Below are 13368 nucleotides of genomic sequence, written 5' to 3' on the forward strand. Positions count from 1 at the left end.
AATTTCTACTTTCTTAAATACTGATACAGGCCGTCTGAAATATTGTTCAGACGACCTATGTGTCCTCAAAGGCAAATATGCCTGTTTATTATGATTGTTTCGACAATTCCACCAATGCAGACGGAACGCGGTTGATGCTGCCGGCACCCATATTCAGTACGACATCGCCATCCTGCAAAACATTCAGCAACATTTGCGGCAGGTCTGCAACGTTTTCGCAGTAAATCGGTTCAAGTTTGCCCAATACGCGGATGGCTCGTGCCAGAGCGCGGGAATCGGCTGCGGCAATCGGCTCTTCGCCTGCGGCATAAACTTCGGTCAACACCAGCGCATCGACAGTATTGAGGACTTTGGTAAAGTCTTCAAACAAATCGCGCGTGCGGGTATAGCGGTGCGGTTGGAAAGCCAAGACTAAGCGTTTTTCAGGGTATGCGCCGCGTGCGGCGGCCAGAGTTGCCGCCATTTCGACAGGATGGTGACCATAATCGTCCACCAGCAACGCGGTTCCGCCGTTTGGCAATTTGATGTCGCCATATTTTTGGAAACGACGGCCGACGCCTTCAAAGCCGAGCAAGCCTTTTTGAATGGCTTCAACCGATGCACCAACTTCCAGCGCAACGCCGATAGCCGCCAACGCATTGAGGACGTTGTGGCGGCCGGGCATATTCAAAACAACTTCAAACGGCTCTTGCTCATGTCCTTTCATTTGAACATGAACGGTAAATTTCATTTGCGCGCCGACGTTTTCAATATCGGTCGCGTAGATATCGGCAGTATCGTCCAAGCCGTAAGTGGCGTAAGGTTTGCTGATTTTCGGCAAAATCGCGCGGACGTGTTCGCTGTCGATACACAAAAAGGCTTTGCCGTAGAACGGCATACGGTGGATGAAGTCCACAAACGCCTGATGCAGTTTCTCAACGCTGTGGCCGTAAGTGTCCATATGGTCTTCGTCGATATTGGTTACGACGGACATAATCGGCGTCAGATACAGAAAAGAAGCATCGGATTCGTCGGCTTCGGCAACAATGTATTCGCCTTTACCCAAACGGGCGTTGGTACCAGCGGCGTTGAGCTTGCCGCCGATAACGAAAGTCGGGTCGAGTCCTGCCGCGCCGAGAATAGAAGCAGTCAGGCTGGTAGTTGTGGTTTTACCGTGCGTACCGGCAATGGCGATGCCGTCACGGAAGCGCATCAGTTCCGCCAGCATCAGGGCGCGCGGAATGACAGGGATTTGCTGCTCCAGCGCAGCGACGACTTCGGGATTGTCTTTTTTGACGGCGGTAGAGGTAACAACCACGTCGGCGCCATTGACGTGTTCGGCAGTATGACCGGGATAAACTTGGATGCCGAGAGCGCTCAAATGCTCGGTAACGGCATTACGCGCCTGATCCGAACCGGAAACTTTAAAGCCCAAATTGTGTAAGACTTCGGCAATACCGCTCATGCCGACGCCGCCGATTCCGACAAAATGGATGTTGGTCACTCGATTTTTCATCATAACGTTGCGTTCCGGTTGGTTTTTAGTGCGTAAAGGCGTTATTTTAAAGGGCTATCCGCTTCTGCGCTATGCTTTTATTGTAAAGGAATTTTAACAAAAGCAATAAAGGCCGTCTGAAATGCCGTTAATTAACTTTTCAGACGGCCTTGAACGAAGTCTGCCTGCTTATTCAGTACAGGAGATGGCAATTTCCGCCACATCGTCCGCACTGTGCGGCAACGCCAAGGTACGGGCATTTTTCGCCCATTTCAGGCATTTTTCACGGCTTAATCCGCCGAGGATTTCGGCCAGCTTTTCTGCCGTCAGTTGAGTTTGCGGCAACAACAAACCGGCTTCGGCCTGCACCATAAAACGCGCATTGGCTGTTTGATGGTCATCCACTGCGTGCGGATACGGCACCAGCAACGCACCCAAACCGGCAGCCGTCAGCTCGGCAATCGTCAGCGCGCCGGCACGGCAAATTACCAAATCGGCATCACGGTAGGCGGATACCATATCGGTAATAAATTCCACGCACTCGGCTTGCACACCCAACGCATCGTAATCCGCCTGCAGGTTGCCCAATTTATTGCGGCCGGACTGATGATACATTTGCGGACGGGCCGCTTCAGGCAACAATGCCAAAGCTTGCGGAACGGTTTTATTCAACACATCCGCACCCAAACTGCCGCCCACCACCAAAACTTTCAGACGGCCTTGACGGTTTTCAAAGCGTTCTTCAGGAACAGGCAATGCCGCAATATCGGCACGGACAGGGTTACCCACCAATCCGCCTTCATGTTGAAAGGCTTTGGGGAAAGCGTACAGAACACGTTTTGCCCAGCGCGACAGTTGGCGGTTGGACAAACCGGCTACGGCATTTTGCTCGTGAATCACAATCGGCACCCCGGAAATTTTTGCCGCCAAGCCGCCGGGGAAAGTCACGAAACCGCCAAAACCGATAACGCATTCAACACGGTGTTTCTTAATAATCTGCTGCGCCTCGCGGACGGTTTTGTACAGCGTAAACGGCAACATCAGCTTACGCTTGATGCCGTTGCCACGGATGCCTTTAATGGCCAGCGTTTCCAAGCGTATGCCGTATTGCGGCACGATGCGCTCTTCCATCGAATCTTTACTACCCAGCCAAATCACATGATGGCCGCGCTTTTGCAGCGACTCAGCAACCGCCAATGCAGGGAAAATATGACCGCCCGTACCGCCGGCCATCAGCATAAAAGTTTTACCGCTCATGGTTTTACTCCACTGAATAACCGCGCATTTTTTGGCGGTTTTCATAATCAATGCGCAATAACAAAGTAACGCACACCAGCATGATAAAGACAGCCGAACCGCCGTAAGACATAAACGGCAAAGTCAGGCCTTTAGTGGGCAGGATACCGATGTTTACACCGATATTGAAGAAACTTTGAATACCAATCCAAATGCCGATGCCGTTGGCGATGTACGCGCTGAACATCAAGCCCGAATCACGCGCCTGTTTGCCGATGGAAAACGCGCGCCACACCAGCCAGCCGTAGCAGAACACCAAAACCAGCATCCCTAAAAAGCCGAATTCTTCACCGATAACGGCAAAAATAAAGTCCGTATGCGCTTCAGGCAGGTAGAAACGTTTTTCCAAACTCGCACCCAAGCCCTCGCCAAACCAGCCGCCGCGCGCAATCGCCATCAAGGAATGGGTCAGCTGATAGCCTTTACCCAAAGGATCGCTCCAAGGGTCCAAAAACGCCGCCACACGCGCCATGCGGTAAGGCGCGGCCAAAATCAGCAAACCCATACCGCTCACAACGGTCGCCACCAATACGGCAAAATACTTCCACGGAAAGCCTGCCAGAAACAGCATACCCATGGTAATCACGACAATCACGACAAACGAGCCGAAATCCGGCTGGCCCATAATCAAAACCAAACCGACCGCCACCGACATAATCGGCAGAATCAGGGTTTTAAACTTACGGAAGCGCTCCTTCACCCTTACCCAAGCTTCACTTTTAAAAGGGCTGCACACCAAATCGCCAATACCGGTAAACAAAGACGACCAACCCAAAGAATCCAAATCGCGCAACATTTCTTCACGGCGCGTAAACAGGCTGGACAAATACAAAACCGTTGCCAATTTGAAAAACTCGGTTGGCTGCAAGTTGAGCGGTCCGATATGAATCCAGCGCGTCGCGCCGTTAATCTCACGGCCGACAAACAAAACCAGCAACAACAGCAAACCGGAAACGACAAAATAAAACGGAATAATCCGCCGCCAAAAGCTCATTTTCAGCAGAAAAAGCGGCAAGCACATAGCCACCGTAAACAGGATAAACATTGCCTGTTTGGACACAAAAGAAAACTGGCTACCCCCATCCGATGCCGCATATGCAATAGAGGCCGAATAAATCATTACCAAGCTGAAGGTCGTCATCAAAACGACCATCCACAAGAGAGAAACATCAAACTTCCAACCATCGCGCGCAATCGGCCGGTCAAGCATTTTGGAAAGACTAATCATGAAAACATCCGTAACGGCTTGAATAAAATATTCAGACGGCCTGCAAATGGGCAAGAGGCCGTCTGAAAAAAATGAATTAACGTTATTTTAAAGGTTTATTTCCAAACCAACAATTCAGAATCTTTAAAGATGCCGGATTCCGACGTTCTTTGCGCCCTCCCCTACCCTTTGATACCGGCAAAAGGCCGTCTGAAAACGCTTTTATGTTCTCAGACGGCCTTGTATAAATTTTTTCTTCAGAAAAATAGGCTACTTTTTATCCAATACAAACCCTAAGCCAACTGCGGTATTTCCACCCACGGCTGTATCTGTTCCAACTGCGCTGCAAGGCGGAGCAGCGTGTCTTCGCGTCCGTGAGCGGCGGCAAACTGAGTACCGACGGGCAGCCCGTTATGCCAGTAAAGCGGCACGCTCATGGCGGGGTTGCCGCTCATGTTCAGCGGCGACGTATAACCGACGTATTGCAGCGCGGCGGCGGCTTCTTTTTCTAAAAACGGGTTGTTTTTCAACAGAAAACCCAAGCGCAGCGTGCCAAACAGCAGGCGCATGGCTTTTTGTGCGGCGGGCGGCGGCATCATCTCGCCGATTTTCGGCGTGGTGCGCGGGCAGACGGGCGTCATTAACACGTCGTAGCGTGTGAAAAATGCTTTGGCGGCACGTTCCTGCGCCAGCATCACGTCGCGCGCCCATGCCATTTCGCCCGCACTGATTTGCCGCCCCTGCACAATCATTGCCCACGTTGTTGGTTCAAGCAGGCAGTGCGGCAGTTTTTGTCCGGTTTCGTATTGATATTGGTAGAACAGTTTTGCCGTTTCGCCCATGACGATGATGCGGGCGGCACGGTTGAGCTGTTCGGGCGGCGCGAAATCGGGCGTGGCTTCTTCCAATTCGTGTCCTGCGTCTTGCATCAGTTTCAAACTATGGGCGAACGCGGCTTCCGTGCCTTCGTCGTTACCGCCGCCAAACCATGTCTGTTTCCAAAAAGCAATTTTCAGACGACCTGTTTCTAGTTTCAGGCTGTCTGCAAAACCGTTTTCGGGCGGCGGCGGGCAGGCATACAGGGCGCGGGCTTGGGTTTGGGCGGCGATGTCCAGCAAAACCGCGCTGTCGCGCACGCTGCGGGTCAAGACATGGTCGCATACCAAACCTTGCCATGCCTCCGATGCGTTCGGCGCGTAACTGCTGCGGCCGCGCGTGGGTTTCAGCCCGAACACGCCGCAGTTGTGCGCGGGTAAGCGAATGGAGCCGCCACCGTCGCTGCCGTGCGCTGCGGGTACGACGCCCGAAGCCACTGCCGCCGCCGCGCCTCCGCTGCTGCCGCCCGCGGTGTAATCTAAATGCCACGGATTGCGCGTGATGCCGTAAATTTCGGTTTCGGTAACAGGATACGCGCCCCATTCGGCGTAGTGGTTTTGCCGAACACGCGCAGCCCCGCATCGAGATAGGCTTGGGTCAAATCGCTGTTTTGTTTGGCAATGTAATGCTGCATCATACGCGAACCCGACCATGTCGGCGCGCCTTCCCAATCCGCCAGCAAGTCTTTGAGCAAAAACGGTACGCCCGCCAGCGGCGTATCGGCATTTTCAGACGACCCCTGCCACGCCGCCGCGCGTTCGCGCAAATCGTGCGCCAACAGATTGAGCTTGGGATTGACTTCGTCCAAGCGGTTTAAAGCAGCCTGCAACACTTCATCGGCGGACACTTCTTTTTTACGGATCAGCTCTGCCAAACCGACGGCATCGTAACGGATGTAGTCTTGAAAATTCATGGGTTTTCCTTTCGGATTGATAAACACACGTTTTGTCGGTCAGGCATAGCTGCCCGCCGCCTCGCTGTTTGCCCGCATAGGCAAATTTTAAGAAACAGTAACACCGGATAAAGGCAAGGAACAAGTTTACCGTTGCTGCAAAAAGGTCATCTGAAACCGCCTTAACGTTTTCAGACGACCTTTGAGGCAATGGCACACGAGGCTTACGGCAGAATTTCAATTTCTGCGTTGTGTTTCACGCTGCGGTAGAGTTCATCGACTTCTTCGTCCGTTACCGCGATACAGCCGTTGGTCCAGTCTTTTTGCAGGTGTTTTTTGCCGATAAAACCCCAGCCGTTTTTTATGCCGTGGATTTTAATCAGCCCGCCCGGGCTTTTGCCTTGTGCCGCAGCGTAGGCTTTGTCGGCTTCGTTGGGATAGGAAACGCCGAGGTTTTTATGGTAGCCGCTGTTGGGATTACGCTCATTGATGCGGTATTTCCCTTCGGGCGTTTTGCCGTCGCCTTCAAACTGCTTATGCCCGACCGGCTGCTTGCCCAACGAAATGGGATAGGTTTTCAGCAACCTGCCTTGCGAGTACGCCGACATGGTGCGCTTGCTTTTATGTACGACCAATCTGTCGATAACGGCATTTTCAGGCAACGGCGCTTCACTTGGCTCGGCAACGGTTGTCGTGGAACGAATCGGCGCGGCAAACCAAAACACCAAAGCGGCGACAGCCGAAAGCACAGCTACCGCCAAGCCGATTTTCAACCCGACTTTCATCTTTCAGACGGCCTTACAAAGCTTTGAACGCTTCGATAAACACTTCCGAACGGTGCGCATAGCCTTTGAACATATCGAAGCTCGCGCAGGCGGGACTGAGCAACACAATATCGCCCGCTTCGGCTTGGGCGTATGCCGTCTGAACCGCTTCTTCCAAAGTGGCGCAGTCGGTCATATTCAGACCGCAGCCGTCCAAATCGCGGCGGATTTGCGGCGCATCGACACCGATCAGGAACACGCCTTTTGCCTTGCCGGCAAGCGCGTCGCGCAGGGGCGTGAAGTCCTGCCCTTTGCCCATGCCGCCCAAAATCACGAAGAGCGGATTTTGCAAACCGGCAATCGCGGCGGCGGTCGCGCCGACGTTTGTGCCTTTGCTGTCGTCGATGAATACCACGCCGTTTTTCTCGCCGATTTTTTCCACGCGGTGCGGCAGGCCTTGGAAGGTTTTGACGTGCTCCAGCAATGCTTCGCGCGGCAAACCGACGGCTTCGCACAAGGCGACGGCAGCCATGACGTTGGCGGCGTTGTGCAAGCCTTGCAGCGGGATGTCTTGCGTAGAAATCAAATCTTCATCGCCTTGTTTCAGGCGGCCTGTCTCACGTTCCAACCAAAAATCGGCTTCGTGTTCCAACGAAAACCATTTCACCTCGCGCCCGGCGCGCTTCATCGCACGGCAGAACGCATCATCCGCATTCAAAACCTGCACGCCATCGCCACGGAAAATCTTGTCCTTGGTATGCGCATAGTCGAGCAAGTCGTCGTAGCGGTCGAGATGGTCTTCGGAGATGTTCAGCACCGTCGCCGCAGTCGGGCGCAGGCTTTCAGTGTTTTCCAGTTGGAAGCTGGAAAGCTCCAACACCCACACATCAGCCTTCTTGCCTTCGCGCTGCAATTCCACCTCCAAAACAGGCGTACCGATATTGCCCGCGATGACGGTATCCAGCCCGCACTTGATGCAGAGGTAGCCGACCAGGCTCGTTACCGTGGTTTTGCCGTTGCTGCCGGTAATCGCAATCACCTTGTCGCCGCGACGGTTCACAATGTCCGCCAGCAATTCGATGTCGCCCAACACGCACCCGCCGTTTTGCTTGAACGCCTCAATATCCGGCTGTCGCTCGCTGATGCCGGGACTAAGCGCCAAAATATCGAAACCGTTGTCCAGCGCATCTTTCAGACGCCCCGTGTAAAACACCAGTCCGTCAAACATCTTACCGATTTGCGACACGCGCTCCGGTTTCAACTCCGCATCATACGCGGCAACCTCCGCGCCGTTTTTGCGCAGGTAGGCAATCATGGAAATACCCGTGCCGCCGAGTCCGGCGACGAGGATTTTTTTGTTTTGGAAAGTCATTTTGGTTTTGTCCTAAATTTTTCAGACGGCATTTAGAAAAATTCAATATCCTGCCTGATTTAATTCGCGATAAGCATCACAACCTTGTTGTAATCCGTTATCACAAGCCTTACCAAACCACTCTTTGGCGATCTTATAGTTCTGACGAACACCTTGCCCATTGTAATACATCACACCTAAATTAGATTGGGCTTGTGCATACCCTTGTTCTGCCGCCTGGCGATACCACTGCACTGCCTGTGCATCATCTTGACGGACGCCTTGCCCTTGAGCATACATCACACCCAAATTATATTGGGCTTCCGCATCCCCTTGTTCTGCCGCCTTCCAATACCACTGCACTGCCTGTGCATAGTCTTGACGAACGCCTTGCCCTTGAGCATACATCCAACCCAAATTGTATTGGGCTTGTGCATACTCTTGTTCTGCCGCCTTCCGATACCACTGCACTGCCTGTGCATTGTCTTTATGAATTCCTTGCCCACTGGCATACATATTACCTAAATTATATTGGGCTTCAGCATATCCTTGTTCTGCCGCCTTGCGATACCAATGTACTGCCTGTGCATTGTCTTGATGAGCTCCTCGCCCATTGGCATACATATTACCCAAATTATATTGGGCTTCTACAACCCCTTGTTCTGCTGCCTTGCGATACCACTGCACCGCCTGTACATCATCTTGATGGACTCCTTGCCCTTGGTCATACATCAAACCCAAATTAAATTGAGCTTCTGCAACCCCTTGTTCCGCAGCCTTGCGATACCACTGCACTGCCTGTGCATTGTCTCGACGAACTCCTTGCCCTTTACCATACATTACACCCAAATTATATTGGGCTTCTACAACCCCTTGTTCTGCCGCCTTACGATACCACTGCACTGCCTGTGCATCGTCTTTAGAGACTCCTTCCCCATTGGTATACATCAGACCCAAATTATATTGTGCTTCTGCATATCCTTGCTCTGCCGCCTTGTGATACCACTGCACCGCCTGTGCATCGTCTTTAGGGACTCCTCGCCCATCGGCATACAGCACGCCCAAATTCAATTGTGCAGCAGCATCCCCTTGTTCCGCCGCCTTGCGATACCACTGCACCGCCTGTGCATTGTCTTGACGAATTCCTTTCCCTTGGTCATACATCAAACCCAAATTATATTGGGCTTTTGCATATCCTTGCTCTGCCGCCTTGCGATACCACTGCACCGCCTGTGCATTGTCTTTATGAATTCCTTGCCCACTGGCATACATATTACCTAAATTATATTGGGCTTCAGCATATCCTTGTTCTGCCGCCTTGCGATACCACTGCACCGCCTGTGCATTGTCTTGACGAATTCCTTTCCCTTGGTCATACATCACACCCAAATTATATTGGGCATCTGCATATCCTTGCTCTGCCGCCTTACGATACCAATGTACTGCCTGTGCATAGTCTTGATGAACTCCTCGCCCATTGGCATACATATTACCCAAATTATATTGGGCTTCTGCATCCCCTTGCTCTGCCGCCTTGCGATACCAATGTACTGCCTGTGCATCGTCTTGACGGACTCCTTTCCCTTGGTCATACATCGTACCCAAATTATATTGGGCATCTGCATATCCTTGCTCTGCCGCCTTGCGATACCAATGTACTGCCTGTACATTGTCTTTATGAATTCCTCGCCCATTGGCATACATATTACCCAAATTATATTGAGCTTCTGCATCCCCTTGCTCCGCAGCTTGAAGCGTTTCCTTAAAATCCGGCACATTATCTGCTAAAACCGCTTGCGCCAAGCCCAAAGATAACAGGGCTACCATCATTTTTTTAATAATTTATTCATTTTAAAATCCATTTCTTTCAAATTATTGTTTCTGTTTTATCCTAATTTTCAGACGGCTTTTAAAAAGATTCAATATCCTGTCTGATCCAATTTTTGATAAGCATCACAGCCCTGTTGCGATCCATTATGGCATGCCTTACCAAACCACTCCTTGGCAAGAGTATGATTTTGACGAATGCCTCGTCCGTAATAATACATCTCGCCCAAATTATATTGAGCATCAGCTAAGCCTTGTTCTGCTGCCTTATGGTACCACTGTGCTGCTTGTACGTAGTCTTGACGGTCTCCTTGCCCAGTGGCATACACTACACCCAAATTAAATTGAGCTTTGGCATTTCCTTGTTCTGCCGCCTTGCGATACCACTTCACAGCTTGTACGTAGTCTTGCTCAACTCCTTGGCCATTAGCATACAGTACACCCACATTTAATTGCGCAACCATATCACCTTGCTCTGCTGCCTTTCTGTACCACTCAATCGCCTGTACATAATCTTGTCTTACACCTTTTCCGCTAGCGTACATACCACCTAAATTATATTGTGCATCTACATTCCCTTGCTCTGCTGCCTTGCGATACCATTCTATAGCCTGCGTGTAATCCTGACGTCCCCCTTTACCATTTGCATATGCTAAACCCAAATTATATTGACCTGCCGCATCCCCATGTTCTGCAGCTCTACGAAACCATTTTAACGCCTGTGCATAGTCTCGCTCGACACCTTGCCCATTAGCATACAGCAAACCTAGATTTAACTGAGCAGCTGTGTTTTCCTGATCTGCAGCCCTATAAAACCATTTTGCAGCCTGAGCATAGTCTTGGCTAACACCTTGTCCATTTTGATACAGCATACCCAAATTATTTTGGGCTCCAGTATCACCCTGTTCAGCAGCCTTACGATACCATTCTGCCGCCTGTACATAATCTTGACCAACACCCTGCCCTAGCTGATACATTACACCCAAGTTAAATTGAGCTTGAGCATTCTCTTGCTCTGCTGCCTTATGAAACCACTGCACTGCTAGTCTGTGGTCTTGACTAATACCTTGTCCATTGGCATACATTGCTCCAATACTTAATTGAGCTTCTGGATCTCCTTGCTCCGCAGCTCTCAGCATATTCTTAAAATCTGGAATACTCTCAGCTAAAGCTGCTTGTCCTAACCCAAAGCAAGCCAACACGCCCATTATTATTTTTTTTACCGAAACCTTCATTCTAAAATCCATCACACTCAAATTATTGTTTCTGTTTGATCCTAGTTTTTCAGACGGTCTTAACTAGCGAATTCCTTAAAAAAGCTATTTACACCATAGCTACTCAAAATCTGCTGTAATTCCGGTGCGCGTACCCAAGGATCAACCGCCATCGGCGGCATAGGCGGTTCGATACCGTCTTCGTTTTGGTTACGACACCAATCTGCCATGGCAAAAACTTGGATTAAAACAGGTTCGGCAAGTGCTTTGTCGATGTCCAGTTCGCTCATGGCTTGGGCAAAGCAGGCGATCCATTCGTTGCGGACTTGTACGTTGACGGCAAACGGCATATGGCGGGCGCGTAGTTGGGGATGGCCGTATTTTTCGACAAAGAGTTGCGGGCCGCCGAGCCAGCCGCTGAAAAATTCGTAGAGCTTTTCGCGTATCAGGGTCATGTCTTCGCCGTGCATTTGGCGCAAGGCTTGGTATTTCGGCTCAAGCTCCATTAAGTCGTAGAAACGGTCGGTCAGGGTGCGGATGCCGGTTGCGCCACCGAAAGATTGGTACATATTTGGGGACTTTCTGTGTGGATTATTGCTGGATTTATTTTTGAAATAGAGGATTCAGACAAACATGCTTATCCTACATAATGGCCGTCTGAAACTTTCAGACGGCCTTTGGAGATTTAGCGGATTTTGAGGGTACTCAAACCAATCAGCACCAAAACGATGGTGATAATCCAGAAACGGACGACGACTTGGGTTTCTTTCCAGCCTTTTTGTTCGTAATGGTGATGAATCGGCGCCATCAGGAAAATGCGTTTTTTGGTGCGTTTGTACCAACCAACCTGCAACATAACGGAAATGGCTTCAACAACAAACAGGCCGCCCATGATGACGAGGACAAATTCTTGGCGGATGATGACGGCAACAGTACCGAGTGCCGCACCAAGCGCGAGCGCGCCGACGTCGCCCATAAAGACTTGCGCGGGATAAGCGTTAAACCACAAAAAGCCGAGACATGCGCCACACATGGCGGTACAGAAAATCACGACTTCGTTCGCGCCGGCAACGTAAGGCAATTGCAGGTATTGTGCAAATTGTGAGTGGCCGCTGGCATAAGCAAAAATGGCAAGACCGGCGGCGACAAGTACAACGGGGAATGCGGCCAAGCCGTCCAAACCGTCGGTCAGGTTAACGGCATTGGATGTGCCGACGATAGTCAGGTAGGACAATACCAAGAAGCCGACTACGCCAAGCGGCAAGGCAACTTGTTTGAAGAAGGGAACAATCAGGATATTGTTGGCGGAATTTGTCGCAAGGTAGAACAACGCCAAGCCGGCAATGATGGCAACGCTGGACTGCCACACCATTTTGAATTTGGCAGACACGCCGTTAGGGTCTTTATAAACCACTTTGCGCCAGTCGTCGTAAAAACCGAGTGCGCCCGTGGCAAGCAATACGCCCAAGAGAATCCAAATATACGGGTTTGCCCAGTTGCCCCACAAGATTGTGGATACGGTAATGGCGGTCAAAATCAACGAGCCGCCCATGGTTGGCGTACCGTTTTTGACGAGGTGGGTTTGCGGGCCGTCGGTGCGCACTGCCTGGCCGACTTTAAGCGCAGTCAGTTTGCGGATGGTCCACGGACCAAGCAATAGGGAAAACGCCAAAGCAGTCAAAGCCGCCATGACGGCGCGGAATGTGGTGTATTGAAAAATATTCAGACCAGTTAACCAGTTACTGAAATGTGCGAGCCATAAAAACATGGAACTTCCTTTTTTGTTTTTGTTGTTACAGCGGGCTTATGCCCAATTAAACATCAATCGGTATGCCGTCTGAAATTGCAGACGGCCTTATTGATTAAGATTATTTCTCTACCACGCAAATCGGATAGTTTCCGGGATTCTTTCCGCCGCCCAAGTCCAAGCAGGTATCTTCATAGATAAATGCCTATACTTTCATTCCGGCATAAAACGCGGCAAACAGCAAACCAGCCAATAGAAAAATCTTTTTCATATTTCAGACGGCCTTTTCAAGTTTTATTTTCTTGGGTTTGAAAATAATCCTTGGGATGTAAACAAAACAAGCTGTAACAAATTGCAACACGAATGATGACATCCAACAATGGAAAACCGTTCCTAGGGGAAACCAAATAACCGACCATATTGTAGACGATATACAGTATACAGCCATACAGCCACAACCTACGCGCCCAATCCTTACCTCTCCATAGCCCAACAGCACTAACCAGCATCAATATCACTTGCACAAGGAAATGAAAATTTCCTAACCAAAATTCAAACCACCCCCAACGTCCACTTGTACTTTCGTATGCTTCGCTTATTGCCTCAAACCCTACATCTTTGATGTACTGCCACACTACAACCGGCCATAAAACTGCTGCCACTACCATCATCCCAACGATAACCTGCAACAGTATAGGCCGTTTCCTTTTCTGTTCCATT

General features: G+C 50.6%; 10 protein-coding genes and 1 pseudogene. All 11 read right to left on the bottom strand.

Annotated features, from left to right (window positions below):
• Positions 1-88: 88 nt before the first annotated feature.
• Entirely contained in the window at positions 89-1498 is a 1410-nt protein-coding gene (murC, locus tag RRV97_RS07900; RefSeq protein WP_036493406.1) for a UDP-N-acetylmuramate--L-alanine ligase, read from the bottom strand.
• Between the two features lie 165 nt (positions 1499-1663).
• Positions 1664-2731: an undecaprenyldiphospho-muramoylpentapeptide beta-N-acetylglucosaminyltransferase gene (gene murG, locus RRV97_RS07905; RefSeq protein WP_315612251.1), complete on the bottom strand. Its 1068-nt coding sequence runs from the start codon at positions 2729-2731 to the stop codon at positions 1664-1666.
• Between the two features lie 4 nt (positions 2732-2735).
• Complete coding sequence (locus RRV97_RS07910) at positions 2736-3998, bottom strand: putative peptidoglycan glycosyltransferase FtsW (RefSeq protein ID WP_315611206.1); 1263 nt, start codon at positions 3996-3998, stop codon at positions 2736-2738.
• Between the two features lie 272 nt (positions 3999-4270).
• Positions 4271-5766: pseudogene (locus tag RRV97_RS07915) on the bottom strand (amidase).
• A gap of 203 nt (positions 5767-5969) precedes the next feature.
• Positions 5970-6530: a murein L,D-transpeptidase family protein gene (locus RRV97_RS07920; RefSeq protein ID WP_315611207.1), complete on the bottom strand. Its 561-nt coding sequence runs from the start codon at positions 6528-6530 to the stop codon at positions 5970-5972.
• A 13-nt stretch (positions 6531-6543) separates the two neighbouring features.
• Positions 6544-7881 carry a UDP-N-acetylmuramoyl-L-alanine--D-glutamate ligase gene (gene murD, locus RRV97_RS07925; RefSeq protein ID WP_315611208.1) on the bottom strand — a complete coding sequence of 446 codons (1338 nt, stop codon included), beginning with the start codon at positions 7879-7881 and terminating at the stop codon, positions 6544-6546.
• Positions 7882-7923: 42 nt separating this feature from the next.
• Complete coding sequence (locus RRV97_RS07930; RefSeq protein ID WP_315611209.1) at positions 7924-9690, bottom strand: SEL1-like repeat protein; 1767 nt, start codon at positions 9688-9690, stop codon at positions 7924-7926.
• Positions 9691-9779: 89 nt separating this feature from the next.
• Positions 9780-10934: an SEL1-like repeat protein gene (locus tag RRV97_RS07935; RefSeq protein ID WP_315612252.1), complete on the bottom strand. Its 1155-nt coding sequence runs from the start codon at positions 10932-10934 to the stop codon at positions 9780-9782.
• 47 nt (positions 10935-10981) lie between these two features.
• Entirely contained in the window at positions 10982-11470 is a 489-nt protein-coding gene (locus RRV97_RS07940) for a group II truncated hemoglobin (RefSeq protein WP_315611210.1), read from the bottom strand.
• A gap of 116 nt (positions 11471-11586) precedes the next feature.
• A complete protein-coding gene (gene mraY, locus RRV97_RS07945) occupies positions 11587-12669 on the bottom strand; it encodes a phospho-N-acetylmuramoyl-pentapeptide-transferase (protein ID WP_036493428.1) in 1083 nt (360 codons plus the stop codon).
• Between the two features lie 266 nt (positions 12670-12935).
• A complete protein-coding gene (locus RRV97_RS07950) occupies positions 12936-13367 on the bottom strand; it encodes a hypothetical protein (RefSeq protein ID WP_070504278.1) in 432 nt (143 codons plus the stop codon).
• Position 13368 lies beyond the last annotated feature (1 nt).

It is taken from the genome of Neisseria sp. DTU_2021_1001991_1_SI_NGA_ILE_055 (genome assembly GCF_032342915.1).
Classification (GTDB): domain Bacteria; phylum Pseudomonadota; class Gammaproteobacteria; order Burkholderiales; family Neisseriaceae; genus Neisseria.

Excerpts from the sequence above, each read along its gene's own strand:
- murC (WP_036493406.1), bottom strand. The coding sequence starts at position 1,498 with ATGATGAAAAATCGAGTGACCAACATCCATTTTGTCGGAATCGGCGGC.
- murG (WP_315612251.1), bottom strand. The coding sequence starts at position 2,731 with ATGAGCGGTAAAACTTTTATGCTGATGGCCGGCGGTACGGGCGGTCAT.
- RRV97_RS07910 (WP_315611206.1), bottom strand. The coding sequence starts at position 3,998 with ATGATTAGTCTTTCCAAAATGCTTGACCGGCCGATTGCGCGCGATGGT.
- RRV97_RS07920 (WP_315611207.1), bottom strand. The coding sequence starts at position 6,530 with ATGAAAGTCGGGTTGAAAATCGGCTTGGCGGTAGCTGTGCTTTCGGCT.
- murD (WP_315611208.1), bottom strand. The coding sequence starts at position 7,881 with ATGACTTTCCAAAACAAAAAAATCCTCGTCGCCGGACTCGGCGGCACG.
- RRV97_RS07930 (WP_315611209.1), bottom strand. The coding sequence starts at position 9,690 with ATGATGGTAGCCCTGTTATCTTTGGGCTTGGCGCAAGCGGTTTTAGCA.
- RRV97_RS07935 (WP_315612252.1), bottom strand. The coding sequence starts at position 10,934 with ATGGATTTTAGAATGAAGGTTTCGGTAAAAAAAATAATAATGGGCGTG.
- RRV97_RS07940 (WP_315611210.1), bottom strand. The coding sequence starts at position 11,470 with ATGTACCAATCTTTCGGTGGCGCAACCGGCATCCGCACCCTGACCGAC.
- mraY (WP_036493428.1), bottom strand. The coding sequence starts at position 12,669 with ATGTTTTTATGGCTCGCACATTTCAGTAACTGGTTAACTGGTCTGAAT.
- RRV97_RS07950 (WP_070504278.1), bottom strand. The coding sequence starts at position 13,367 with ATGGAACAGAAAAGGAAACGGCCTATACTGTTGCAGGTTATCGTTGGG.